The sequence below is a fragment of the Ornithinimicrobium pekingense DSM 21552 genome (assembly GCF_000421185.1).
In the GTDB taxonomy this organism is placed as follows: Bacteria; Actinomycetota; Actinomycetes; order Actinomycetales; family Dermatophilaceae; genus Ornithinicoccus; species Ornithinicoccus pekingensis.
In genome coordinates, this window is record NZ_ATWJ01000008.1 from 378,974 (window position 1) to 402,969 (window position 23,996).

Genomic DNA, 23,996 nt, shown 5'->3' on the forward strand with positions numbered 1-23,996 from the left:
CCATGACCGACCCCGCCGCGCCCGCCGCCGACCGGACAGCGGCGCTTCGCCAGCTGGTCGGCTCCTCGCGGCCGGTCAGCTGGGTCAACACGGCCTACCCCTTCGCCGCCGCCTACCTGCTCGCCGGCGGCGGCATCACCCCGGCCCTGGTCATCGGCACGCTGTGGTTCCTCATCCCCTACAACCTGCTCATGTATGGCGTCAACGACGTCTTCGACTACGAGTCGGACCTGCGCAACCCCCGCAAGGGCGGGCTCGAGGGGGTCGTGCTGTCGCGGCGGTGGCACCGGCTGACGCTGTGGGCGGCCGCCCTCACCAACCTGCCGTTCGTCGTGGCGCTGGTGCTGCTGGGCGACCTGGCCTCGACGCTCGTGCTCGCGGTCAGCGTCTTCGCGGTCATCGCCTACTCCGCCCCCGGCCTGCGCTTCAAGGAGCGCCCGGTGCTCGACTCGGTCACCTCCAGCACGCACTTCGTCAGCCCGGCGGTCTTCGGCCTCGCCCTGGCCGACGCCGCCTTCACCACGCCGGTCGTGCTGGCGCTGGCCGCGTTCTTCGTCTGGGGCATGGCCTCGCAGGCCTTCGGCGCGGTGCAGGACATCGCGGCCGACCGCGAGGCCGGCATCTCCTCGATCGCCACCTGGCTGGGTGCGGCCCCGACGGTGCGCGCGGCGTTCGTCGCCTACCTCGTCGCGGGCGTCCTGCTGCTGCCCACCGGGTGGCCCGCGGCCCTGGCCGCCGTGCTGGTGCTGCCCTACGCCGCGAGCGTGGCGCCATACCTGTCGCTGGCCGACGCGGACTGCGAGCGCGCCAACGCCGGCTGGCGGCGCTTCATCTGGCTCAACCTGGTGACCGGCTTCCTGGTCACCCAGCTGTTCATCTGGATGACCCTTGCCTCCTGAGCTGCGGGTGCCGGGGCCGGCGTGGGCGCGGGTGGCCACCGACCTGGTCGCCGTCGCAGGCCTGGCCTCGTTCGTCGCGGCGTTCTGGTGGGACCTGGTCGTCGTCGCGCTCTTCGCCCTCGTGCTGCTCGGCCTCGTGGTGCCGCGCCTGGTCCGGATGCCCGGCTGGCTGCAGGCGGCCACCGGCGCGACGCTGGTCCTCGGGGCGTGGGGCGCCACGCTGGACTGGTACGTCGCGGTGCCCTGGCTCGACATCGTCGTGCACGCCGTCGCCAACGGCCTGCTCGCGGCGGTCGCGCTCGTGGGTATGCAGACCGCTCGCCTGCTCCCGCACCGGCTCCCGGCCGGCGGGACCGTGCTCGTCGTGACGGCGCTCGGTGCGCTGCTGGCGGTCGTGTGGGAGGCCGGCGAGTGGTTCGGCCACACGATGCTCGACGACGGCATCGGGGTCGGCTACGACGACACGGTCGGTGACCTGGTGTGCGGCACCCTGGGCTCCTTCGCCGCGGGCGTCGCGCTGGCGGTCGGCGGGGGTCGCGATGAGTGAGGTCAGCGTGGTGATCCCGGTCCGGGACGACGCCCGCCTGCTCGAGCGCTGCCTCGACGCCCTGGCCCGGCAGACCGTCGCGCCGCTGGAGGTCGTGGTGGTCGACAACGGCTCCCGCGACGACTCCGCCGCCGTCGCCCGAGCCCGCGGCGCGCGGGTGGTCGAGGAGCCGCGCGTCGGCATCCCGGCTGCCGCCGCGACCGGCTACGACGCCGCCGTCGGTGCGGTGATCGCGCGGCTCGACGCCGACTCCCTCCCGCCGCCCGACTGGGTGGAGCGTGTCCAGGACGCCCTGGCCCGCCGCCCGGACGTGGTCGCGGTCACCGGCGTCGGCGTCTTCCGCGACTCGCCCCCGGTGCTGCGCCAGGTGCAGGCGGTGCTCTACCTCGGCAGCTACTACGCCCTCGGCCACCTCGCCGCCGGCCACCACGTGCTGTGGGGCTCGTCGATGGCCGTGCGCCGGCAGGCCTGGGAACGGGTGGCCGCGGTGGTCCACCGCGACGACCCCGAGCTGCACGACGACATGGACCTTGCCCTCGTGCTCGGCCCGGCCGCCCGGATCGCGCTCGTGCCCGGCCTGGCCGTCGGCGTGTCCGCCCGCTCCCTCCGCGGCGCCGCCCAGTGGCGCCGACGGATGCGCCGCGCCTTCCGCACGCTCGAGGTCAACTGGCGCGACGCGCCGCCCTGGGACCGCTGGGCCGCCCGGCTCACGCGCCCCGCCCTCAGCCCCTCCCCCCGACAGGAGACGACATGACCCCTGCCGCCAGCCGCACCGCCGGACCGACCGGCAGCGAGCTCCACGACCTGCGCGACGTGCCCGACGAGGTGGTCCTGCTGGACGCCGACCGCCGGCCCGTGGGCACCGCGCCGCGCGCGACCGTGCACGGCCCAGACACCCCGCTGCACCTCGCCTTCTCCTGCCACCTCTCCGACGACGAGGGCCGGGTGCTGCTGACCCGGCGCGCCCTGGCCAAGCGCACCTGGCCCGGGGTGTGGACCAACGCCTTCTGCGGGCACCCCCGTCCCGGTGAGAGCCTCGAGGACGCCGTGCGCCGCCACGCCCGCACCGAGCTCGGGATCGACATCACCGACCTCGCGCCGCTCCTGCCCGACTTTCGCTACCGGGCGGTCGACGCGAGCGGCACGGTCGAGAACGAGGTCTGCCCGGTCTTCACCGCCCGCACGACCACGGCCCCGGTGCCCGACCCCGACGAGGTGATGGAGCTGGTCTGGGTCACCCCCGAGCAGCTGCGCGCGGCCGCGTCGGCCGCCCCCTGGGCCCTGAGCCCGTGGCTGCGCGAGCAGCTGGACCAGCTGGGCCGGTGACCCGCGGACGGGCGCCGCGGACAGTGGTCCACGCGCCCGGTGCCGGCGGGGCGCCATCCGGAGGGGCCCCGTGATCCGTATACCGGGTGTGACCCGCGCCGACCCGCTCGTCCAGGCCCGCCCCCGGCCCGCCCCACCAGGCCCGGCCGACCTCGTCACCGCCTTCCGCGGGCTGCTCGTGGTGGGTCTGGCCCTCGTGCTCGGCGACGCCCTCCTCGCGGCTGAGCCGACCCGCACCTGGTGGGTGGCCTGGGTCGGCATCGTCGTCTGGGCCCTGGACTCCCTCGACGGGTATGTCGCGCGCCGCACCGGCACCGCCAGCGACCGCGGCGCCCTGCTCGACTCCGGCGTCGACGGCAGCCTGGTGCTGGCGCTGTCGCTGGCCCACGTGGGGGGCGCCCCCTGGGCACTGGTCGGCGGCCTGCTGTGGCCGGCCTTCCTGCTGGTCCAGGCGTGGCGGCCCTCCTGGCGGCGCACCCTGCCGCACAGCCCGCGGCGCAAGATCGCCGGCGGCACGCTGACCGGCACGCTGGCCATCGCCGCGGCACCGTTCTGGCCCGTCGTGGCGGTCCAGGTCGCGGTGGCGCTGGCGGTGCTGCTGGTGGCGTGGTCCTTCCTCGTCGACGTGCGGTGGCTCGAACGGGCCGCTGCGGTCGCGCCGGCGGCCCGCGCCTCCTAGCGTCAGCACATGGACCAGACCTCCCCACGCCCCGTCGCCCTCGTCGCCGGAGGCTCCCGCGGCCTCGGCCTGCTCGTCGCCCAGGAGCTCGCGGAACGGGGGCACGACGTGGCGATCTGCGCCCGCGACCGGGCCGCCGCCGCCGAGGGCGCCCAGGTCGCCGAGCGGGACGCGCGCGCCGCCGCGGGGGCCGGCGCCGGCCGCGTCACCGCATACTCCTGCGACGTGTCCGACCGCGACGACGTCCGGCGCCTCGTCGCCGACGTCGAGCGCGACCTGGGCCCCGTCGACGTCCTCATCCACGTGGCCGGGATCATCCAGGTCGGGCCCGCCGAGACCAACACCCTGGAGCACTTCGACGACGCGATCGGCGTGATGCTCATGGGTCCGATCAACACCGCGTGGGCGGTGCTGCCCGGCATGCGGCAGCGGCGCCACGGGCGGATCGGCGTGGTGACGAGCATCGGCGGCAAGCTGCCGTCGCCGCACATGCTGCCCTACACCACCGCCAAGTTCGGCGCCGTCGGCTTCACCGAGGCCCTGAGCGCCGAGCTCGTCGGCACCGGGGTCACGGCGACGACGATCGTGCCGGGCTTCATGCGCACCGGTTCGCCGGAGAACGCGCTGTTCACGGGCGACCGGGACGGGGAGTACGCCTGGTTCGCCCCCTCGGCCTCGCTGCCGCTGCTGACGACCGACCCGCACCTGGCGGCCCGCGCGATGGTCAGGGCCGTGCTGGCCGGCAAGCCGGTGCTGGAGCTGACGCCGCTGACCGTGCTCGGCACGCGCTTCCACGGGCTGGCGCCCGCCACGACCGTGCGCATCGTCAAGGCGGTCGTGCACTTCCTGCCCGACGCCCCCGGCCTCCCGGACGACTCGGTGGCCCGGCCCGGGCGGGAGTCCGCCGCCCGGCTGGGCACGGGTGTGGTGCACCGGCTGACCGTACTCGGGCGCCGTGCCGCCGAGAAGCTCAACCAGCGCGGCCCGACGGCCATCCGCGGGACCGAGGAGGAGAAGGAGTTCGCCGCCTCGGAGTGAGGGGGAGGCTCCCCGCCGGTGCACGCCGGCCGGTGCGGTCGCGTGGCGTCAGGGCAGCTCGACGACCGTCGGCCCGGCGTCCTCGTCCTTGCTGCCCGCCATCGATTTCACCGTGCTGACGACGGTGCCCACGAGCGAGCTGCCGCCCCAGTACTCCGCGGTGTCGCCGGAGACCTTGAGCACCACGTTGTCGGGGTTGTCCGGGCCGCCGTCCATGAAGGCGGACGCGCCCTTGGACCACAGCTGCTCCACGAGCGCCCGGTCGCGCACGACGGACGCCGTGCCGGCGAGCGAGACCCACGCCTTGGCGGAGGAGTAGGCGACGTTGACCTGCGGGTTGGCCTCGACGTCCCGGACGACCGGGCTGGCGGCGCGCACGAGGAAAAGCACGTCGCCGTCCTCCTCGGCCCGCTGCGTCGACAGCGGCCGGCTGGTGAGCCGGCCCGAGGCCGACGTGGCGTCGACCGTGGTCAGCATCGCGATGTCCATGCCGGAGATGATCTCGTGGACCTTGGCCACCTCCTGCGGGTCGTCGCTGACGGTCACCGGGTCGGCGGGGTGGGTGTCGTGGTGCTCGGTCATGGCTTCTCCTCGGGGGTGGTGGGGTCGGCCGCGACCTGCTGGGAGGCGGCGTAGGACGGGTCGCGCAGCCGCGCCCACAGAGGGTGCGTCCAGGCACCGGCGGGCGGGTGCCCGACGGGGTCGTGTCGCCGGGTGCAGTCCCGGTCGGTCCAGGTGATCGCGAGCGTGCCCCGCTCGTGCCAGGGGCGCCCGGGCGCGGAGACCAGCAGCCGGTATGCCGTGGGCGGGACGTCGGCGCTCGCGCCTCCGGGGTCGAGGGGGTCGAGGCGCAGCAGCAGGGGGCCGCGCGGCGTGCTCAGCGGCAGCAGCGTGGTCAGCGTCCCGTGCTGCTCGGGACGCCGCAGCACGAGGAGGTGCCGGCCGACGACGCCGGTGCCCGTGCCGGCCAGCAGGAGGTCCCCCGCTGCCCGTCCTTCGACCCGCAGCGCCAGGCCCTCGATGTCCAGGCCCTCCTGGCGTCCCGTGGCCCGGGACCAGCGCACGAGGCAGGGGTGGGGACCGGGGTCGTCGAGCAGCGCGACGCCGCTGGCCGGGCCCGGCCGCACCTTGAGCGAGGCGGTGCCGCATACCCCGACCGGGTGCAGCGCGCGCGTGCCGCGGAGCCGGGCCGTCGCTCCGGACGCCGCGGCCAGCAGCTCCCCGGCCGCTCGGGCGACCGGCTCCGCCGGCCTCACGGCTTGAGGACGACCTTGATGCAGCCGTCGGCCTTGTCGTTGAAGGTCTGGTACATCTCCGCGGCCTCCTCGAGCGGGACCCGGTGGGTGGCGAGGTTCTCCAGGTCGAAGATGTCGTCGGCGCCGCTGACCAGGTCGTAGAGCTCGTCGGTCCAGCGCCTGACGTTGCACTGGCCCATGCGCATCTGCACCTGTTTGTCGAAGAGCTGCATCATCGGCATCGGGTCGGCCATGCCGCCGTAGACGCCGCTGAGGGAGACGGTGCCGCCGCGGCGGACGGCCTCGATCGAGGTGTGCAGCGCCGCGAGGCGGTCGACACCCGCGGTCTCGATGGCCTTGCGCGCGATCGGCTTGGGCAGCCGCTTGGCCGCAGCGACGGCGGCACCCAGGACGGGGCTGCCGTGCGCCTCCATGCCGACGGCGTCCACGACGCTGTCGGGCCCGCGGCCGTCGGTCATCTCCTTGAGCGTGGCGGCGACGTCCTTGACCTCGGAGTCGTCGACGACCTCGGCCCCGTGCGCCCGGGCCAGGGCCAGGCGCTCGGGGACGCGGTCCACGCCGATGATCCGCTGGACACCCATCTGCCTGGCCGACCGGATGCACAGCTGGCCGACCGGGCCGAGGCCCAGCACGGCGAGCGTGCCGCCCTCCTCGGTGTCGGCGTAGGCGACGGCCTGCCAGGCGGTGGGCAGGATGTCGGAGAGGTAGAGGAAGCGCTCGTCCGGCAGGTCGGAGGTGATCTTGACCGGCCCGAAGTCGGCGTGCGGCACGCGCACCCGCTCGGCCTGGCCGCCGGGCACCGAGCCGTAGAGGCTGGTGTAGCCGAACAGGCTGGCGCCCTTGTCGGTGTCGCGGTTCTGCGTGGTCTCGCACTGGGAGAACAGCTGGCGGTCGCACATGAAGCACGAGCCGCAGCTGATCGTGAACGGCACGACGACGCGGTCGCCGACGGAGAGCCGCTCGACCCCCGGACCGACCTCCTCGACGACGCCCATGAACTCGTGCCCGAGGACGTCGCCGGGCTTGAGGTAGGCCGCCAGGACGTTGTAGAGGTGCAGGTCGGAGCCGCAGATCGCGGTGGAGGTGACCCTCACCACCGCGTCGGTGGGCTGCTCGATCCGGGGGTCCGGGACCTCCTGGACCTTGACGTCCTGCAGGCCTTGCCAGGTGAGTGCTCGCATGCGTTCACGCTAGGGGCGGCCGCGGCGCGGCGCACGGTGAAGCGGAGGCTGTCGTCGGGGGGTGGGGCGGCGGCGCTAGAGTCGCACCGTGGCAACCCTCCGTGTCGCTCTCGTCAACGACTACCCCGTCGTCGTGCGCGGGCTGGACGCCATGCTGCAGCCCTACGCCGACCGCGTCGAGGTGGCCGGCCTGGGGGTCCGGCAGGTGCCGAACGAGCCGGTCGACGTCACCCTCTACGACACCTTCGCCGCGGCCTCGCTGATGGGTGAGGACGGCGACCGGATCCTGGGTGACCCCCTGGCCGGGCGGGTGCTGCTCTACTCCTGGAACCTCGGCCCGGACGACGTGCGCTCCGCCCTCGAGCGGGGGTGCGCGGGCGTGGTCGACAAGTCCTCGACCGCGGCCGAGCTGGTCCGTGCCATCGAGCAGACCGCGGCCGGGCGCCGTCCGGTCGTGCCGCCCCCGGCGCAGGCCGGCGGGGAGCCCCGGCAGTGCCGGTGGCCGGGTCAGGAGGCCGGGCTGTCCATGCGCGAGGCGGAGGTGCTGGCGCTCATCACCCAGGGGCTGACCAACGAGGACATCGGCCGGCGGCTCAACCTGTCGATCAACACCGTCAAGACCTACATCCGGTCGGCCTACCTCAAGGCCGAGGTCACCCGACGGTCGCAGGCCGTGCGGTGGGGCATCGAGCACGGCATGCTTCCTGGGCCCGCGGACAGCGTCCCGTGACGGCCGCCACCACGGCGACCGCGACCGACCTGGCCGCCGGCTTCCGCGCCGGCGCGCTCAGCCCGGTCGACGTCGCGCGGGCCGCGCTGGAGCGCATGGAGCAGCGCGAGCCGGTCGTCAACGCGATGTGGGTGCGCGACCCGGCCGACCAGGTCCTCGCCCGGGCCGCGGAGTCGGCCCGGCGGTGGGAGCAGGGCCGGCCCCACGGTCCGCTCGACGGTGTCCCCGTCACCCTCAAGGAGAACGTCGCCCGCGCCGGTGTCCCCATGCCCGCCGGGTCGGCGGCGGTCGACCCCGTCGTGCCGACCGTCGACTCCCCGGCCGCCGCGCGGGTGGACGCGGCCGGGATGGTCGTGCTCGGCTCCACGGTGATGCCCGACTGGGGCATGCTCTCCTCCGGAGTCTCCAGCCGGCACGGCATCACCCGCTCCCCGCTCGACGCCCGGTGGACGACCGGCGGCTCGAGCTCGGGCGCCGGGGCGAGCGTGGCCGCCGGCTACGCCCCGCTGGCCGTCGGCACCGACATCGGCGGCTCGATCCGGTTGCCCGGCACCTGGCTGGGCCTGTCGACGCTCAAGCCGAGCGCGGGCCGCATACCCCTGCACGCGCCATACCTCGGGCGTGCGGCGGGGCCGATGGCGGCCACCGCCGCCGACTGCGCGGCTCTGATGTCGGTGCTCTCCGGGCCGGACCCGGTGGACTGGACCAGCCTGCCGGCGCAGGAGCTCGACTGGGGGTCGGTCGGCATCGGCGTGGACGTCGCCGGGCTGCGCGTCGGGGTGTGGACGCAGGCGGGGTATGGCGTGGAGCCCGGGCCCGAGGTCGTCGCAGCGACGCGGGCCGTCGCCGACCTCCTCGCCGACGCGGGCGCGGAGGTGGTCGAGGTGCGGCCGTGGCTGACGCAGGACCTGCTCGACGGGGTCAACCGCTTCTGGCAGGCGCGGTCGTGGGCGGACTTCGCCCGGCTGAGCCCGCAGCGGCAGGAGCTGGTCCTGCCCTTCATCGCGGAATGGGTGCGGGCCGCGAGCGGGCTGAGCGGCACGGAGGTGGTCGACGCCTACCACGCGTTCGGCCAGGTGCAGACGCGCACGGTCGCCGCCTGGGAGGCGGCCGGGCTCGACCTCATGGTCTCGCCGGTGGCGCCGTGCGCGGCCTTCCCGGCGGAGCAGCCGATGCCCTACCCCGACGGCGGGCGGGGCATGTGGCACATCAACTTCACCATGCCGTGGAACATGACCGGGCAGCCGGCGGGCACGGTGGCAGCCGGGGCGATGCCGGACGGTCGGCCGGTCGGCGTGCAGGTGGTGGGCCGGGCCTTCGACGACGTCGGGGTGCTGCGAGCGATGGGCTGGCTCGAGGGGCGCTGACGCGGAGGCCGGCCAGCGGTGAGGACGAGGTGGCGTACCGGCACGGCGCCCGTCCCACCCCAGCAGGAAGATCGCGTGCCCTCGGCCTAGGCTGTCCCGCATGTCCCGTGACACCAGCGTGGTTATCGTGGGGGCCGGCCTGACCGGCCTGACCTGCGCACTTGCCCTTCAGCACCATGGCGTGCCGGCCCGGGTCCTCGAGGCCGGTGACGCCGTCGGGGGGAGGATCCGCACGGACGTGGTCGACGGCTACCAGCTCGACCGCGGCTTCCACGTGCTGGACCCCGGCTACCCGATGGTGCGCAACCACGTCGACCTCAAGGCGCTCGACGTGCGCAAGTTCACCGCCGGGCTGGCGATCCGCTCGGCACGCACCGACACGCTGCAGATCGTCGCCGACCCGCGGCGCGAGCCCCAGCTCATCCCGCAGACGCTCATGTCGGGCAAGCTGCACCCCGCGAGCCTGGCGTCGCTGGCGCGCTGGACCTCCCCGACCGTCGACGCGATGCTCGGCGGCGAGGGCGAGGAGGAGGACGTCACCCGGCGCGAGTCCATGGACGCGGCCGGGCTGCTCGGCCCGCTCCGCCGGATCGTCGACACGGTCCTGGCGGGCGTCCTGCTCGAGGACGAGGGCAGCACCTCCTCGGCCTACACGCGTCTGGTGGTCAAGAGCTTCGTCTCCGGCACGCCCAAGCTGCCGGCCGGCGGCATGCAGGCGCTGCCCGAGCAGCTGGCGGCCCGTCTCGAGCGGCCGGTCGAGCTCAACACCCCGGTCGCCGAGGTCGCCCCCCGCTCGGTGCGCACCGCCGACGGCGAGCACATCGAGGCCGACCTGGTCGTCGTGGCCACCGACCCGCAGACGGCGGAGAGGCTGACGGGCCGCCCGGCACCGGAGGGCAAGGGTCAGACCACCCACTGGTATGCCGTGCCCGACGCCCCGACCGACTTCCGCTCCATCGTCGTCGACGTCCGTGAGACGCGCGGGCCTGTCGTGAGCACCGTGGTGATGAGCAACGTCCAGCCCACCTACGCCCCCGAGGGCATGCACCTCGTCTCGGCCAGCAGCCTGCTGCGCCCGGGCCAGGACCCGGTGGGCGACGACGAGGTGCTGCGCCACGTCGGCGAGATGTATGGCGTGAGCACCCGGGCGTGGGAACTGATCCGCCGTGACGACATCCCCTACGCGGTGCCGGCCCAGCCGGCGCCCTTCGTAGAGCGTCGCCGCATGGAGGTCGCCGACGGTCTCATCGTGGCCGGTGACCACATGGACACCGCCTCGGTGCAGGGTGCGATGGTCAGCGGTCGGCGGGCGGCCGAGGGCTACCTGCAGCGCCGCGGCCTGCTGGACGACGACTCCGAGCTGCTGCCCGGCTAGGCCCCAGGCTCTTCCTGCACGGGCGTTCCTCCCGACGACCCCTCCGCGCCGGCGGCGCGCAGCCGCCCCAGTCGCGCCTGCAGCAGCTCGACGCGGTGGGCGTTGCCGTGCAGCGTCACGTAGCGCTCCCCGAACGCCGCCAGCAGCGCGTCGTCGAGGCGCCGCACCGCACCGGGCGGGTAGCGGTAGTCCATCCGCTCGTTGACCGCGGTCGGGTCGACCTGCTGGAGCACCCGGCCCAGCTCGCCCAGCGAGGTGATGCCGAGCTCGAGCAGCAGCGCCGACACCCACGAGTAGTGGTCGGTCCGCGACCAGCCGGCGTCGGGGAACCGCCCGGCAAGGAACGCTGCCAGGTCCTTGGCCTCGATCCGCGGGTCGGCGTCCTCCGGCGGCTGCTGGTCGACGATGCTCTCGCGCAGCCGGTCGCGGATCATGAGGAACTCGCGGTCGGCCAGCTCCAGCAGACCGGCAGCCAGCGTGAACCGCCGGTCGAGGTCGCTGGCGTGCTCCTCGGGCACCGTCCCCTTGTAGCGGATGTCGTGCTCGAACTCCGCCCACGCGTGCTGGAGCACCGTCCTGACCTGCACCGACGCAGTCCGTCCGGCGAGCGCCGCCCACTCGGGACCGGCCGCCCGCCCGTCGTCCAGCTCGACGAGCACGTGCCGGCTGGAGTATCCCCACCGCCCCTCCTGCGCCGTCTCCTGACCCATGTCGCGGTCGTCGAGCACCCGCAGCTGGTCACCGAGCAGGCGGGCCACGGCGGTGACGTCGGCCAGCACGTAGGTCACCACCCGCACCCCGATCTGGTCGGTGATCTGCTGCAGCGGGTCCGGGAACGCCAGCTCGCCGTCGACCCTGCGGGCCGCCTTCCCGGCGAACGACTCGACGCTCTTGGTCCGCCCGGTCACCGCCAGGTAGTTGATACCCGCCTCGTCGAGCAGGTCGGTGACCAGCTGCACGTAGCCGCGCGTCGCCTCCTCGACCTGCGGCCGCGCGGTCTCGTAGGCGCGCACGGCCGCCCGCACGCGGTCGTTCCCGCCCTCGGACGGCTCACCCCCCGACGAGGTATGCGGTGCGCCGGCCAGGGTGGCGGCGTCCTCCGTCTTTCCCCTGGGTGTGGGGCTCAGGTCGGCGGGCAGGGCGGGCGTGACGATGTAGCCGGTCGCCAGGTCGCCGTAGGTGGTGGTGCGCCCGGGGTGCGCGACGGCATACCTCGCGACGTAGGCGCACAGGACGGCGTCGACCTGGTCCTCGGCGACGCGCAGCTCGCTCTTGCGGGTGGCCGCGCGGATGCTCTCGACGAGGTCCCGCCACTGCCGGCTGCCGGTCAGCAGCATCGGGGGGTCGGCCTCGGCCAGGCGCTCGAGGTGCTCGACGAGCGTCAGCAGGGCGGCACGGAGGGTCTCCAGCGAGCGGCCCGGCTTGTGCTTGTACTTCAGGGTGCGCCCCAGCCGGAAGAGGACGACCGTGGCGGGATGGGGGTAGACCTCGATCGCGCGTCGGGCGCGCCCGGAGGAGGGGTTCATGTCGAGGCCGAGGAGCCTGGCGAGGCGGGCGCCGCGCGGGGTCCCGGAGAGCTCGGGCTTGCCGGTGTTGGAGGGGTGGGCACCGGCGTCGAAGCGGGCGAAGTCGCGGTTGAGGGCCGCCTCCGCCGGGCGGTTGCCGGTGGCGTTGGTCACGACCAGCGGGGCGTCGATCGCGACGAGACAGCTCTCGCCGGTCCACGGCCGCACCGCGGCGACGATGTCCTCGTCGGTGCGCTGGGTCGAGACGTGGACGAGCCGGCCGTCGGGGTCCACGACCGCCACGCCCGTGGGCTTCTTCTCGCCCCAGGCGAGGTCGACGCCGACGTAGTGCATGGGCCTACTCTGCCCGGTCGGAGCACCAGCCGCGCCGTCAGACGCGGCCGGTCCTCAGCCCCGGTCGTCGTCCTGGAGGTAGGGCTCCCCCTCGTCGGGCACGGCGACGAGGTCGCCCTCCTCGGTCTCGACGAAGTGCTCGCGGTGCAGCTCCTTGCCGCTGAGCTTGTCGACGACCATCGCGATCGCGCCGTCACCGGTGACGTTGGTGGCCGTGCCGAAGGAGTCGATCGCGATGTAGGTGGCGATCATCAGGCCGACCTGCGGCTCGGTGAAGCCGAGCATGGAGGTGAGCAGGCCCGCCGCCGTGACGATCGCCCCGCCCGGCACGCCCGGCGCGGCGACCATCGTGATGCCGAGCATGAAGATGAAGCCGATGAAGATCCCGACGTTGATCTCGATGCCCGACAGCAGCATCACGGCCAGCGAGAAGGAGACGATCTTGGTGGTCGACCCGGCCAGGTGGATGGTCGCGCACAGCGGCACGACGAAGGAGGCCACCGGGCGGCTGACGCCCGCCTCGACCGCCTGGCGCAGCGTGACCGGGATCGTCGCGGCAGAGGAGGAGGTGCCCAGCGCCGTCGCGTAGGCGGGCAGCATCGTCCGCAGCGCCCGGAGCGGGTTGCGGCCGGTGATGGCGCCGGCGACGGTGTACTGCAGCAGCAGCAGCCCCAGCGTCAGGGCGAAGACCAGCAGGATCACCCCGGCGAAGGTGGTGACGACGTCCCAGACCTGCCCGGCGCGGGTCATGTTGAGGAAGATGCCGAAGACGTAGAGCGGCAGGAACGGGATGATGACCGCCGAGATCACCATCTCGACCACCGAGCGCAGCTCGACGAAGCCCTTGTGCAGGGTGTCGGTCCGCAGCAGCGTCAGGCCGATGCCGACGACGAAGGCGACCAGCAGGGCCGTCATCACCCCGAAGACCGGGGGCATCTCCACCGTGAAGTAGGGCGTGAGCAGCGCCTCCTCGGGGTTGCTCACCTCGTCGTAGGAGCCCTCGGTCAGCATCCGCGGCAGCACCAGCATGCACACGAGGAAGGCCATCAGCCCGGCGAAGATCGTCGAGCCGTAGGCGATCGCCGCCGTGATGCCCAGCCACTTGCCGGCGCCCTTGCCCAGCTCGGAGATCGCCGGCGTGATCAGCCCCACGATGATCAGCGGGATGATGAAGGACAGGAAGTTGCCGAAGAGGCCGTTGAAGGTCACGAAGACTCGCACCACCGCCTCGGGCAGGAACAGGCCCAGGACGATGCCCAGGAGGATCGCGAGGACGATGCGGAGCAGGAGGCCGGGCTTCTTCACAGGCGCATGATGGCACCGGCGCGGCGCTACCACGAAGTCACGTGCCGGTTGTTGCCTCCGCCCGGGTCACCGCCCGGGCGCCCCTCGCCCCGCTGTTGCCCTCACTCGTGTGGTGACCCCGTGTCGCCATAGCAGCACGGGGTCACCACGGACCCCGGCCACGGGCTCAGGCGGATCTGCGTCGGCTGTCCTCACGCGCCAGGCTGCACGCGGAGGAGCACGGGCGAGGACGACCGGTCCAGCCACGGGCGGCCAGGACGCCCGCGACGTCGCCCGCGAGCTCGCAGGGGGTGGCCACGACGTCCACCCATCCCGCGCGCAGGACCACGTCACCCCGACCTGCGGCCTGCCGGTCGCGTGCCCTGTCCTGGTGCTGACGGTCGCGGTGGTAGAGCTCGCCGTCGATCTCCACGACGACGCCGCGGGCCGGGTCACGGAAGTCCACCCGTCGAGACCGTCGGTGCCCCGCGGCCGCGGAGCCGTCCACCGGCGCCTGCCGCTGCATGGCGGGCAGTCCGTGCGCCTGCTCCACGTCCCGGGCGTAGCGCAGCTCCGCGGCACTCTCCAGACCCTCCTCGGCGGCCCTCAGCACCTCCTCGAGCAGTCCCCTGCGCGGGTGGCACGGGTGGTAGGTCAGCTCCTCGCGCAGCTGCGCTGCGGTCGTCCGAGCCCGGGTCGCCCGGGCGACCAGCGCCATGAGCTCGTCGGTCGTCGTGTGCGGCAGTGCCAGGACGTCGAGCACTGTCTGCGCCACCGAGGTCACGGGAATGCCGTGACGCACGGCGACAGCCACCCGGCGCCGGCGCCGGACGCGGACGCCCGGAAGCGTCCGCCGTCGATGGACGGAGGCGGGCTCGACCAGGGTGATGACCTGCGGCCGGACGTCCGTCAGCCCCCACAGATGCAGCGCGCAGTGCAGGCCGGCCCGTGCCCCGGGGCCTCGCGCCAGGGTGGCCGCCTCCACGCGCTCCTGCCAGGTCACCCCCGAGCCGTGGGTCACGTAGACACCGGGGAAGACGCGCTGCCAGTCCCCTCGCGCCAGGCGGTGGCGCTGCGCGGCCAGGCTGACCCCCCGCTCCAGGGCCGCGCGCCGCGTGGTCACCGACGACATGCCGCCCAGTCTGTCCGGCTCGCCGTGCCGAGGCCCGCGGTCGTCCACAGGCCCCGAGCGGGGACGGCCGGTGTGGTGACCCCGTGTCGCCATGGCAGCACGGGGTCACCACACGGACACGTCAGCGCTCCCGCAGCTCCCGCTTGAGGATCTTGCCGGTCGCACCCTTGGGCAGCTCCTCGATGAGCGTCACGGTGCGTGGGTACTTGTATGGCGCGACCTGCGAGCGCACGTGCTCGACGAGCTCGGCCTCGGTGGCCTCGGCGCCCGGCCGGAGCACGACGTAGGCCGCGACCTCCTCGCCGAGCTCGGCGTGCGGCACCCCGATGACGGCCGCCTCGGCGACCGCGGGGTGCTCGTAGAGCAGCTCCTCGATCTCCCGCGGGTAGACGTTGAGCCCGCCCCTGATAATCATGTCCTTCGTGCGGTCGACGATGAAGTAGAAGCCGTCCTCGTCCCGCCGCGCCAGGTCGCCGGAGTGGAACCAGCCGGCCTCGTCGATCGCGGCGGCGGTGGCCTCGGGCTGCCGCCAGTAGCCCTTCATGATGTTCTCGCCGCGGATGCAGATCTCGCCGATGGCCTCGCCGTCCCCCGGCGGCACGTCGCCACCGCCCTCCGGCAGCGCTAGCTTCATCTCCACACCGCGGACGGGCACGCCGATCGAGCCGGCCTTGCGCTCCCGGTCGGGGTGGTTGAAGGAGGCGACCGGGCTCGTCTCGGACAGCCCGTAGCCCTCCAGGATGGTGCACCCGAAGGTCTCCTCGAACCGCCGCATGACCTCCAGCGGCAGGCTGGCCCCGCCCGAGACCGCCACCCGCAGCGCCGACAGGTCGGGCCGGGTCTGCACGGCCCCGACCGCGGCAAGCATCGCGCCATACATCGTGGGCACGCCCGCGAAGACGGTGGCGCGGTCGCGCTCCATGACCTGCAGGACCTTCGTGGGGTCGAAGCGGGGCACCAGCGTCAGGGCGGCTCCCGTGGCGACGGCGGTGTTGAGCGCCACTGTCATCCCGAAGACATGGAAGAGCGGCAGGCAGCCCATGACGACGTCCTCGGGGCCCAGGTGCAGCAGGGTCTCGGTGCTGGTCGCCAGGTTGGTCTGCAGGTTGTCGCACGTCAGCTCCGCGCCCTTGGGGCGGCCGGTCGTGCCGGAGGTGTAAAGGATGACGGCGGTGTCGTCGCCGGCGCGCTCGACGACCTCGGTGACCGGCTCGGTGGCGTCGGCGCCGTGCACCCAGGAGCTGAGCCCCTCCGGGCCGATCGCCATGAGCTGGGCGCCCTCCGCGGCGGCCGCCGACTCCACGTCCTCACCGGGCGTCGCGACGATGAGGCGGGCGCCGGAGTCCTGCAGGTAGAACGCGATCTCGCGTCGCCTGAACAGCGGGTTCATCGGCACGACGACCCCGCCCAGGCGCAGCACGGCGTGGTAGACCACCGGGAACGACGGGACGTTGGGCAGCATGAGCGCCACCCGGTCGCCCTCCCCGACGCCCTGGCTGCGGAACCACCCCGCCAGCCGGCGCACGGAGTGCTCCATCTCGGCGTAGGTCAGCCTGAGGTCGTCGAGGACGACCGCCGGACGGTCGGGGTGCTGCTCGGCGGTGCGGGCCAGGTTGTGCGCGAGGTTGGTCATCGTCGACTCGTCTCCGGAGCGGGGGTATGGCGTGCGCCCCTCATCTTGGTCAGTCGCGCCCCGCGCGACAAGGCCAGACGGCCCCCGCACGGCGATCTGCCTGCGGGGACGTCACTGCGCGACGGCGATCTCCATGCTGCGCAACGTGTCCAGGACGCTCTCCGGCAGCGGGGTCGGGCCGCCCAGGGCGTCCAGGTAGACCAGCCCGTGCTGGTGCACGGCGCGCTGGGTCGCGAGGGGCACGGCGTCCTTCTTGAGCAGGAGCAGCTTGTCGCGCATCACGCCGGCGAAGGCGCTGCCCGCGAGCGCGTCGGGCCAGTCCTGGCCGGAGGCGACCGTCGCGCCGTGGGTGGTCGGCAGCAGGCCCGCCACCTTCTCGGCGACGGCATACCGGTCGGGGCCGTCGATCCGGGTGACGGGGGCGAGGTCGTCGAGCTGGTCGATGACCGTGTCGCTCACGGCGTTGGGGCCGCCGAGCACGTAGATCTGCGAGGGTCGCACGGTGTCGCGCAGCGCGGCGAGGACGGGTCCCGGGGCGCTGCCCGGGCGGGTGAGCAGCAGCGGGGACACCTGCGCCCCGGCGACCGAGCCGCCCGCCAGGCCGTCGGCGAAGGTGGTGCCGCTGGCCACCACCGCCACCGGCGCCTTGCCGTTCATCGCGGCGACGTTGGCCGACACCTCGTAGCGGTTGTCACCCGTGACCCGGTGCACGTTGTCCGGGCGGGGGACGAGCGCCTGCAGGCTCGTCTCGACCTCGGTGCTGACCGCCCCCGTCCCGCCGAGCAGGACGATCGCGTCGGGCTTCAGGTCGGTCAGCGTCTTGTGGGTCGCAGCAGACAGCCGGTCGGGCTTCGTCAGGAGCAGCGGCCCGCCCCACGCCGCCGCGGCGGCACCACCGGAGAGGGCGTCGGCGAAGGTCGTCCCGCTGGCGACGAAGACGACCTTCTCGTAGTCGAGCGGCACGTTGTCCTCGTCCCACAGGTAGTCGCGCCACCAGTGGTTGACCAGCGCCGCGGCCGTCGCGTAGCGGTCGCTCCCCGCATGGCGCAGCACCTCGGGGTTCTCCATGGCCGACTGGAGGGCGGGCCCGTCGGGGCCGGTGACGGTCAGGCCCGAGGGCCGGGCGTCACGCAGCTGCTCGACGCGGTCGCGCACCTGCTGCACGTGGCCGGGGTCCAGCCGGGGCAGGACGGCCACCTCGTCGGAGGCACCGGCCGTGGCGACGGACGGGGCGGGCGAGCCCTCTTGCGCGACCGCGGGGGTGAGGCTGCCTCCGGCCAGGAGAGCCAGGGCGAGCAGGACGGAGCGGGAACGGGGACGAGAAGAGATCGTCGGCCTCCTGGAGCTGCGACCGGCTCGGCGCCGGACGGGGACGTGTCACGGGGACCGGGACATGCCCCCGCGAGGCCGACAGCGTACGTGCTCGCCCGACCCACAGGCCAATCTTTGTGTCGGACGTAACACGTGTCACGCTCGACGCACGGACCTCCGCGGCACCGTCAGCCCAGGTCGGCGAGCGGCACACCCGGGTCGCGCAGCCGCTCCGGCGCCGCCGCCCCCACCAGCGCACGCAGCGTGTCGGAGGCGTCCCAGTCGTTGATCTGCATCCCGGCCGTGACGACCCCGTCCCGGAGCCAGAAGGCGGTCAGGCCCTCGGCCGGCGCACCCCGGACGACCAGCTCGTCCTCGGGCCCGCCGCGCCCGACGTACTCCATGCCCCAGTCGTACTGGTCGGTGAAGAAGTAGGGCTGCGCGGTGTAGGGCTCCTCCTCGCCGAGCATCCCCCGGGCGGCGTGCCGGCCCTGGTTGATCGCGGTGTCCCAGTGCTCCACCCGCAGCCGCCCGAGCGAGGGATGGTCGTGGTTGGCGACGTCGCCCGCAGCCCACACGTGCGGGTCGCTCGTGCGCAGCGTGGCGTCGACGAGGATCCCGTCGTGGGTCGCCAGGCCGGCCTCCTCCGCCAGCGCGGTGTCCGGCCGGGCCCCGACGCCGACGACGACCAGGTCCGGTCGCACCTGCTCGCCGTCCGACAGCTCCACCACGGCGCGCCCGTCGGCCTGCCGGACCGCCGTGACCTGGGTACGCAGCCGCAGGTCGACGCCGTGCCCGCGGTGCAGGTCGGCGAACAGGCCGCCCATCTGCTCCCCCAGCGCCGCCGCGAGGGGGACCTCGGCCGGGTCGACCACGCTCACCTCCGCCCCCGCCCGTCGCGCCGCGGACGTGACCTCCAGGCCGATCCAGCCGGCGCCGACGACCAGGACCCGGGCCCCGTCCCTCAGCCTCGACCGCAGCGCGAGCGAGTCGTCGAGCGTGCGCAGGTAGGAGGCGGGCACGCCCGAGTCGTCCACCACGGGCAGGCGGCGCGGCACGGCACCGGTGGCCAGCAGGAGCCTGTCGTAGCCGATCCGGCGGCCGGCCACGCTCACGGTCCGGCCCGCCAGGTCGAGGGCGTCCACCCGGCTGCCGAGGAGGAGCTCGACGTCGTGCTCGGCATACCACTCCTGCGGGTGGACGAACGCCGACTCCGGCTCGGCGTCGCCCGTCAGCACCGCCTTGGAGAAGGGCGGTCGCTCGTAGGGGACGTGCGGCTCGGCGCCCACGAGCGTGACCGCGCCGTCGAAGCCGCGCTCGCGCAGCTCGGTGACCGCCGAGGCGGCGGCGAGCCCGCCTCCGACGACGACGATGTGCTGGGGGTCGGCCATCAGGGCCTCCTGGCGAGGGCGAGGAACTCGGCGCGGCTGCTCGGGTCCTCCCGCAGCCGGCCCAGGACGGTGGACGTCAGGGTGCGGGTCCCGGGCGCCCGGGCGCCGCGCAACGTCATACAGGTGTGCTCGGCCTCGACCACGACCCCGACGCCGGCGGGCCGCAGCTCGCGCTCGAGATGGTCGGCGACGGTCTTGGTGAGGCGCTCCTGGGTCTGCGGGCGGCGGGCGTGCAGCTCGACCATCCGGGCGAACTTCGACAGCCCGAGGATGCGCCGGTCGGGCAGGTAGCCCACGTGCGCGACACCGACGAAGGGCAGCATGTGGTGCTCGCAGAGGGAGCGCACGGGGATGTCGCGGACGAGGACGAGCTCGTCGTAGCCCTCGTCGTTGGCGAAGGTGGTCAGGTCGAACTCCTCGGGCCGGGTCAGCTCGGCCAGGGCCCGCGCCATCCGTCCGGGGGTGTCCACGAGGTTCTCGTGCGTCAGGTCCAGCCCCAGCGCCGTGAGCAGGTCGGCCGCGGCGCGCTCGGCCGCCTCGACGTCCACGTCGCCGCGCCCGTGGTCGGGCACGACACGGGGACGCAGCGGGTATGTCGTGCTCGCGCCGGTCTCCTCGGCGACGGCGATGGCGTTCACGCAGGACCTCCCTCGTGCGGACCAGGACTCTTCGACCGTAGACCCACAACCCTCTTGTGTCAACGGATCTATGTTTTAGAATGGGGGTATGGACCTGGGAGCAACAGCCGCGGGCATCGGCGCGCTGGCCGAGGGCACGCGTCGGCGCCTCTACGACTACGTGGTGGAGCAACCGGCACCCGTCGGCCGCGAGCAGGCCGCGCGGGAGCTGGGGGTGGCGCTGCACACGGTCAGCTTCCACCTGGACCGGCTCGCGCGGGAGGGGCTGCTCGACGTGGAGTACCGCCGGTTGACCGGGCGCGACGGCCCCGGGTCGGGGCGGCCCAGCAAGCTCTACCGACGGGCCGACCGTGAGCTGGCCGTGTCGCTGCCGCCGCGCCGCTACGACCTCGTGGGCGACATCCTCGCGGCGGCCGTGACCCGGGCGATGGCGGGCACGGCGGTGCCCGAGGCTGTCGCGGACGCCGCCCGGGAGGCCGGGGTGCAGGTCGGTGAGGCGGCGGCTCACGACCTCGAGCACGCGCCAGGGCCGGACGAGCAGCCCACGGCGCGGACGGGGGACGGTGCGGCCGCGAGCACCCTGCCGTTGGCCGCGCTGGCCGACGCGCTGCGACCGCTGGGCTACGAGCCGCGGACGGACGCCGACGGCGCCGACGCCGGCACGGCGATGCTCCTGGCCAACTGCCCCTACCACGCGCTCGCCCAGGAGCACACGGAGCTGGTCTGCGGGCTCAACCAGCACTTCGTCCAGGGTGTCGCCGACGGACGGGGGTGCGGCGGCGTGCAGGCGTGCCTGGAGCCGGCCGACGGCCGCTGCTGCGTCGTGGCGCGGCTCAGGTGATCGTCAGCCCGCCGTCCACGGCCAGCGTCTGCCCGGTGACGTAGCCGGCGGCGGGCGAGGCGAGGTAGACCACGGTCGCCGCCAGCTCGGTGGGGTCGCCCTGGCGGCCGGCCGGGATGCGGGCCTGCTGCGACTCGAGGTAGCCGGGCGGGTACTGCTCGGTCATCTCGCTGGCGAAGAACCCGGGGGCCAGGGCGTTGACCCGGATGCCCCTGCGCCCCGTCCACTGCTGGGCCAGGTCGCGGGTCAGGCCGATGAGCCCGGCCTTGCTCGCGGAGTAGGCGGCCTGCGGGAGCCCGGCGGTGGTCAGGCCCAGCACGCTGGAGATGTTGATGATGCTCGAGCCGGGCCGCATCACCCGGCCGCAGGCCTGCGCCATCCAGTAGCAGCCGGAGAGGTTGACGTCGAGCACGGCCCGGAACTGCTCGGGCGTCTCCCGGGTCGCCGGCACGGCCGTGCCCACCCCGGCGTTGTTGACCAGCACGTCGACCCCGCCGAGCTGTGCGACCGTCTCGTCCACCAGCGCCCGGCACTGCCCGGGGTCGGCGACGTCGGTCTGGTGCACCAGCACGCGCCGGCCGGCGTCGCGGACCAGCCGGGCGGTCTCCTCGAGCCGCTCCACGCGCCGGGCGCCGAGGGCGACGTCGGCCCCGGCCTCGGCGAGGGCGCGCGCGAAGGCCACGCCCAGGCCGCTGGAGGCGCCGGTCACGATCGCCACCCTGCCGTCGAGCCGGAACAGGTCGAGGGTCGACATGGCCTCAGCCGGTCCCGCGCAGGGCGTCGAGGGTGTCGGCCTCCTCGGGGCGCTTGTCGTCTCGGTAGCGCAGCACCCGGGCGAAGCGCAGCGCGATGCCGCCAGGGTAGCGCCGCGAGGTCTGCACGCCGTCGTAGGCGATCTCGACGACCTGCTCGGGGCGCACGTGCACGACGTGCTCCTCGCGGCCGGTCTCCAGCTCCAGGAAGCGCTCGGTCTGCCAGGTCAGGATCGCGTCGGTCATCCCCTTGAACGTCTTGCCGACCATGACCAGCTCGCCGGTCCGCGGGTCGCGGGCGCCGAGGTGGATGTTGGACAGCCACCCCGAGCGCCGCCCGCTGCCCCACTCCACCGCGAGCACGACCAGGTCGGCGGTGCGGCGCGGCTTGACCTTGACCCACCCCGCCCCGCGGCGCCCCGCGGCGTAGGGGGCGGCCGGGTCCTTGACCACCACGCCCTCGTGGCCGCAGGCCAGCACGTCGGCGAAGAAGTCGCGGGCGACGGTGGGGTCGGCGGTCACCACCCGGTCCACCGCCAGGGCCGGCGCCAGGTCGGCGAGCGCCTGCCACCGCCGGGAGGCCGGCTCGTCGACGAGGTCGGTGCCGTCGAGGTGCAGCAGGTCGAAGAGGACGGTGGTCACCGGGGTCGTGCGCGCCATGGACTGCGGGTCGGCGCTGGAGGCCGTGCGGGCGCCGGTGACCTGGAAGGGCAGCGGCCGCCCCTCGCCGTCCAGGGCGATGACCTCGCCGTCGAGGACCGCGGTCGTCGCGGGCAGGGCGAGCAGGTCGGCGACCACCTCGGGGAGCCGGTCGGTGATCTCCTCCAGGCTGCGGGTGAACAGCCGCACCTGGGGGTCGGCGGCACGGTCCACGTGCGCCTGCAGCCGGATGCCGTCGAGCTTGGCGTCGACGGCGAGCTCGCGGCTGCCGTCCACCGCCGCGTCGACGTCGGGCTCGGAGCCGGCGAGCATCGGGCGCAGCGGCCGGCCGACCTCGAGACGGACCGCCTCCAGGGCGGCGGGGCCCTCGAGCATCGCGGCGGCCGCGACGGGCCCGGGGAAGCCGGCGAGCATCACCGCCCTGCGCACCAGCGTCTCCGGCACGTCGGCGGCCTGCGCGATCGCGGGGAGCAGGACACCGTCCGAGGCGCCCTGGCGCAGCTCGCCGGTGATGAGGCCGACGAGCCAGCGCTGCTCGTCGGAGGTCGCGCGGGCGAAGAGGTCGCGCACCGCGGCGGCGCGGGTGGCCAGCGACCCCGCGCCGGTGAGGCCCCGCAGCCGGCTGAGCGCGTCGTCGACCTCGAGCACGCCGAGTCTGGGCAGGTCGGCGGCCGGGGGCAGGTCGCGCAGCCCCCGCCAGCTGACGCCGACGGTGCGCTGCGGCAGCGTCCCGGCCAGGTAGTCGGCGACGACGGCGACCAGACGTGCCCGCCCGTCGGTCGACACCCCCTCGTCGGGCTGCGCCGCCTCGCGCAGGGTGCTCGCCAGCAGCGCGGTCTTGGCGTTCCTCGCCCGGGTCGCCGCGACCGCGGCGGAGGTCTCGATCACCCGGGTCAGCCGCATGGCGCCCAGTCTGCCCCAGCGGTCGTCGTCGCGCCCCGGGGACAGACCCCGGACGCGTTGAAGGGCGCGCCGGGCCCGTGACAGCCGGCGCGCCCTTCGGCGCGATGCACGCCTTCCCCCCGAGTCATCAGCCGGGTGCAGGGGGGTCCGGCCGACGGTGGCGACGTGCGCGCTGACCAACTTCTCGGGGGCCGGGTCCGCGGGCCAGGGGTAGGGGGCCTGCGGTCGGTGATCCCGTCGACGTCGATCTGGGATCGACGTTATCGCCCGTCCGGTCAAGACGGGGTATGAGGTTGGTCAGGATTTGGTCAATTTTTCCGCTCTGCCCGACCGTCCCCGTCTCAGGTGGTCGCGACGAGCGGCCGGTCCTTCTCCGCGGCGTGCTGGGCCTCGATGAACTCCTCGATGACCGTCGCCAGCCGGACCGGCGTCTCGAACATGGGGTAGTGCCCGGCGTTGCGCAGCACGATCACCTGCGAGCTGGGATGCAGGCTGCACCAGGTGCTGCGCACGACCTCCTCGGTGATGGCGGCGTCGTGCTCGCCGACGATCGCCAGCGCCGGGACTGTGTCGCCGGGCACCTCGCCGGCGTGGTCGGTGTCGCACCAGGCGGGCAGGTAGGCCGCGAACGCCTCCTGGTCCGAGCGCGCGCGGCTGTGGCGGACCATCTTGTCGATCCAGACGTAGGACAGCCGCTTGCCGGTGGTGATGTCGATGATCGCCTGACGGGCGGAGTCGTCGGAGGCCGCCGCCTCGAACAGCGCACGCCCCTCGGTGTCGAGGGGCGTGCCGGAGGCGGGGCAGGGCGCGATGCCCACGATCGACTCGACCCGCTCCGGCGCCAGGGCCAGCACGCGCTGGATCGCCGTCCCTCCCATCGAGTGCCCCACGAGGGAGAAGGTCTGCACACCCAGGTCGTCCGCGAGCTCGAGGACGTCGGCGGCGATCTGGTCGATCGTGTAGGGACCGCCGGAGCCGCGCCGCTCGCCGTAGCCGCGGTAGTCCATGAACTCGTAGCGGAGCCGCTCACGGTCGAGCGTGTCCACGAAACCCTGCCCCCAGCCGGTCGAGGACCCGAACCACCCGGGCAGGCAGATGACGGTCTTGGGTCCGTGACCGATCTCGGTGGCCGTGTCTACAGAGGTGTCATCGTTGACGATCATGGCTCCGACGCTACGCCCGTTCCGGCGGAAG

The 23,996-nt window shown here is 74.2% G+C and carries 23 protein-coding genes; 10 read left to right on the forward strand and 13 right to left on the reverse strand.

The genetic code is table 11. The features are described 5' to 3' along the window. Positions 1-2: 2 nt before the first annotated feature. The 6 genes from K330_RS0107150 (at position 3) to K330_RS19790 (ending at position 4,489) form a co-directional block, all read left to right on the forward strand. Positions 3-899 (forward strand): prenyltransferase, encoded by an 897-nt coding sequence (locus tag K330_RS0107150; RefSeq protein WP_040657792.1) that lies wholly within the window; start codon positions 3-5, stop codon positions 897-899. 31 nt (positions 900-930) lie between these two features. Beyond that, entirely contained in the window at positions 931-1,446 is a 516-nt protein-coding gene (locus K330_RS19780) for a DUF2238 domain-containing protein (RefSeq protein WP_169448511.1), read from the forward strand. Further along, positions 1,439-2,200: a glycosyltransferase family 2 protein gene (locus K330_RS0107160; RefSeq protein ID WP_022921158.1), complete on the forward strand. Its 762-nt coding sequence runs from the start codon at positions 1,439-1,441 to the stop codon at positions 2,198-2,200. The genes K330_RS19780 and K330_RS0107160 overlap by 8 nt, the downstream gene beginning before the upstream one ends. Next, positions 2,197-2,772 carry an isopentenyl-diphosphate Delta-isomerase gene (idi, locus tag K330_RS0107165; protein ID WP_084617265.1) on the forward strand — a complete coding sequence of 192 codons (576 nt, stop codon included), beginning with the start codon at positions 2,197-2,199 and terminating at the stop codon, positions 2,770-2,772. Before K330_RS0107160 ends, idi begins: the two co-directional genes overlap by 4 nt. A 70-nt stretch (positions 2,773-2,842) precedes the next feature. Beyond that, a complete protein-coding gene (locus K330_RS22545; protein ID WP_169448513.1) occupies positions 2,843-3,451 on the forward strand; it encodes a CDP-alcohol phosphatidyltransferase family protein in 609 nt (202 codons plus the stop codon). Positions 3,452-3,460: 9 nt separating this feature from the next. Beyond that, positions 3,461-4,489 carry an SDR family NAD(P)-dependent oxidoreductase gene (locus tag K330_RS19790; protein ID WP_022921160.1) on the forward strand — a complete coding sequence of 343 codons (1,029 nt, stop codon included), beginning with the start codon at positions 3,461-3,463 and terminating at the stop codon, positions 4,487-4,489. 48 nt (positions 4,490-4,537) lie between these two features. On the opposite strand, the gene K330_RS23630 is transcribed toward K330_RS19790, so the two are convergent. The 3 genes from K330_RS23630 to K330_RS0107190 are packed head-to-tail and all read right to left on the reverse strand — an operon-like array spanning position 4,538 to position 6,926. Beyond that, positions 4,538-5,071: a pyridoxamine 5'-phosphate oxidase family protein gene (locus K330_RS23630; protein WP_022921161.1), complete on the reverse strand. Its 534-nt coding sequence runs from the start codon at positions 5,069-5,071 to the stop codon at positions 4,538-4,540. Then, positions 5,068-5,745, reverse strand: a complete 678-nt coding sequence (locus K330_RS23635) for a hypothetical protein (RefSeq protein ID WP_022921162.1) — start codon at positions 5,743-5,745, stop codon at positions 5,068-5,070. The genes K330_RS23630 and K330_RS23635 overlap by 4 nt, the downstream gene beginning before the upstream one ends. Beyond that, on the reverse strand, positions 5,742-6,926 hold the full coding sequence (locus tag K330_RS0107190) for a zinc-dependent alcohol dehydrogenase (RefSeq protein WP_022921163.1): 1,185 nt from the start codon (positions 6,924-6,926) through the stop codon (positions 5,742-5,744). Before K330_RS0107190 ends, K330_RS23635 begins: the two co-directional genes overlap by 4 nt. Before the next feature lie 88 nt (positions 6,927-7,014). On the opposite strand from K330_RS0107190, the gene K330_RS19800 reads away from it, so the two are divergent. From K330_RS19800 to K330_RS19810, 3 genes are all read left to right on the forward strand, one after another. Continuing rightward, complete coding sequence (locus K330_RS19800; RefSeq protein WP_022921164.1) at positions 7,015-7,656, forward strand: helix-turn-helix transcriptional regulator; 642 nt, start codon at positions 7,015-7,017, stop codon at positions 7,654-7,656. Continuing rightward, complete coding sequence (locus K330_RS19805; RefSeq protein ID WP_022921165.1) at positions 7,653-9,023, forward strand: amidase; 1,371 nt, start codon at positions 7,653-7,655, stop codon at positions 9,021-9,023. The genes K330_RS19800 and K330_RS19805 overlap by 4 nt, the downstream gene beginning before the upstream one ends. A 100-nt stretch (positions 9,024-9,123) precedes the next feature. Next, entirely contained in the window at positions 9,124-10,398 is a 1,275-nt protein-coding gene (locus tag K330_RS19810) for a protoporphyrinogen/coproporphyrinogen oxidase (protein ID WP_022921166.1), read from the forward strand. Here the strand turns inward: K330_RS19810 and K330_RS19815 are convergent. The 7 genes from K330_RS19815 to folE form a co-directional block, all read right to left on the reverse strand. After that, the gene (locus tag K330_RS19815) at positions 10,395-12,257 is read right to left on the reverse strand and encodes a DUF429 domain-containing protein (protein ID WP_022921167.1); all 1,863 of its coding nucleotides are present in this window, start codon (positions 12,255-12,257) and stop codon (positions 10,395-10,397) included. The two genes, K330_RS19810 and K330_RS19815, sit on opposite strands and share 4 nt — an antisense overlap. A gap of 54 nt (positions 12,258-12,311) precedes the next feature. Continuing rightward, complete coding sequence (locus K330_RS19820) at positions 12,312-13,595, reverse strand: dicarboxylate/amino acid:cation symporter (RefSeq protein WP_084617271.1); 1,284 nt, start codon at positions 13,593-13,595, stop codon at positions 12,312-12,314. Positions 13,596-13,728: 133 nt separating this feature from the next. Further along, entirely contained in the window at positions 13,729-14,673 is a 945-nt protein-coding gene (locus tag K330_RS0107220) for a hypothetical protein (protein WP_022921169.1), read from the reverse strand. A gap of 121 nt (positions 14,674-14,794) precedes the next feature. Next, complete coding sequence (locus tag K330_RS0107225; RefSeq protein ID WP_022921170.1) at positions 14,795-16,306, reverse strand: long-chain-fatty-acid--CoA ligase; 1,512 nt, start codon at positions 16,304-16,306, stop codon at positions 14,795-14,797. Positions 16,307-16,417: 111 nt separating this feature from the next. Next, positions 16,418-17,503: a cell wall-binding repeat-containing protein gene (locus K330_RS0107230; RefSeq protein WP_022921171.1), complete on the reverse strand. Its 1,086-nt coding sequence runs from the start codon at positions 17,501-17,503 to the stop codon at positions 16,418-16,420. A 302-nt stretch (positions 17,504-17,805) separates the two neighbouring features. Continuing rightward, positions 17,806-19,008 carry an NAD(P)/FAD-dependent oxidoreductase gene (locus tag K330_RS0107235; protein WP_022921172.1) on the reverse strand — a complete coding sequence of 401 codons (1,203 nt, stop codon included), beginning with the start codon at positions 19,006-19,008 and terminating at the stop codon, positions 17,806-17,808. Continuing rightward, the gene (gene folE, locus K330_RS0107240) at positions 19,008-19,646 is read right to left on the reverse strand and encodes a GTP cyclohydrolase I FolE (protein ID WP_022921173.1); all 639 of its coding nucleotides are present in this window, start codon (positions 19,644-19,646) and stop codon (positions 19,008-19,010) included. The genes K330_RS0107235 and folE overlap by 1 nt, the downstream gene beginning before the upstream one ends. 88 nt (positions 19,647-19,734) lie before the next feature. On the opposite strand from folE, the gene K330_RS0107245 reads away from it, so the two are divergent. Next, positions 19,735-20,487, forward strand: a complete 753-nt coding sequence (locus tag K330_RS0107245; protein ID WP_022921174.1) for a helix-turn-helix transcriptional regulator — start codon at positions 19,735-19,737, stop codon at positions 20,485-20,487. Here the strand turns inward: K330_RS0107245 and K330_RS0107250 are convergent. From K330_RS0107250 to K330_RS19825, 3 genes are all read right to left on the reverse strand, one after another. Continuing rightward, positions 20,480-21,241, reverse strand: a complete 762-nt coding sequence (locus tag K330_RS0107250; RefSeq protein ID WP_022921175.1) for an SDR family NAD(P)-dependent oxidoreductase — start codon at positions 21,239-21,241, stop codon at positions 20,480-20,482. The two genes, K330_RS0107245 and K330_RS0107250, sit on opposite strands and share 8 nt — an antisense overlap. 4 nt (positions 21,242-21,245) lie before the next feature. Then, positions 21,246-22,802, reverse strand: a complete 1,557-nt coding sequence (locus K330_RS0107255) for an ATP-dependent DNA ligase (RefSeq protein ID WP_022921176.1) — start codon at positions 22,800-22,802, stop codon at positions 21,246-21,248. 341 nt (positions 22,803-23,143) lie between these two features. Then, positions 23,144-23,965: an alpha/beta fold hydrolase gene (locus K330_RS19825; protein WP_022921177.1), complete on the reverse strand. Its 822-nt coding sequence runs from the start codon at positions 23,963-23,965 to the stop codon at positions 23,144-23,146. Positions 23,966-23,996 lie beyond the last annotated feature (31 nt).

Bases quoted from the DNA above. Each gene is read 5' to 3' on its own strand.
- K330_RS23630 (WP_022921161.1), bottom strand. From the start codon at position 5,071: ATGACCGAGCACCACGACACCCACCCCGCCGACCCGGTGACCGTCAGC.
- K330_RS0107190 (WP_022921163.1), bottom strand. From the start codon at position 6,926: ATGCGAGCACTCACCTGGCAAGGCCTGCAGGACGTCAAGGTCCAGGAG.
- K330_RS0107235 (WP_022921172.1), bottom strand. From the start codon at position 19,008: ATGGCCGACCCCCAGCACATCGTCGTCGTCGGAGGCGGGCTCGCCGCC.
- K330_RS19790 (WP_022921160.1), top strand. From the start codon at position 3,461: ATGGACCAGACCTCCCCACGCCCCGTCGCCCTCGTCGCCGGAGGCTCC.
- idi (WP_084617265.1), top strand. From the start codon at position 2,197: ATGACCCCTGCCGCCAGCCGCACCGCCGGACCGACCGGCAGCGAGCTC.
- K330_RS19815 (WP_022921167.1), bottom strand. From the start codon at position 12,257: ATGCACTACGTCGGCGTCGACCTCGCCTGGGGCGAGAAGAAGCCCACG.
- K330_RS0107225 (WP_022921170.1), bottom strand. From the start codon at position 16,306: ATGACCAACCTCGCGCACAACCTGGCCCGCACCGCCGAGCAGCACCCC.
- K330_RS0107160 (WP_022921158.1), top strand. From the start codon at position 1,439: ATGAGTGAGGTCAGCGTGGTGATCCCGGTCCGGGACGACGCCCGCCTG.
- K330_RS0107245 (WP_022921174.1), top strand. From the start codon at position 19,735: ATGGACCTGGGAGCAACAGCCGCGGGCATCGGCGCGCTGGCCGAGGGC.
- K330_RS19825 (WP_022921177.1), bottom strand. From the start codon at position 23,965: ATGATCGTCAACGATGACACCTCTGTAGACACGGCCACCGAGATCGGT.
- K330_RS0107250 (WP_022921175.1), bottom strand. From the start codon at position 21,241: ATGTCGACCCTCGACCTGTTCCGGCTCGACGGCAGGGTGGCGATCGTG.
- K330_RS0107220 (WP_022921169.1), bottom strand. From the start codon at position 14,673: ATGTCGTCGGTGACCACGCGGCGCGCGGCCCTGGAGCGGGGGGTCAGC.
- K330_RS0107255 (WP_022921176.1), bottom strand. From the start codon at position 22,802: ATGCGGCTGACCCGGGTGATCGAGACCTCCGCCGCGGTCGCGGCGACC.
- K330_RS0107150 (WP_040657792.1), top strand. From the start codon at position 3: ATGACCGACCCCGCCGCGCCCGCCGCCGACCGGACAGCGGCGCTTCGC.
- K330_RS19810 (WP_022921166.1), top strand. From the start codon at position 9,124: ATGTCCCGTGACACCAGCGTGGTTATCGTGGGGGCCGGCCTGACCGGC.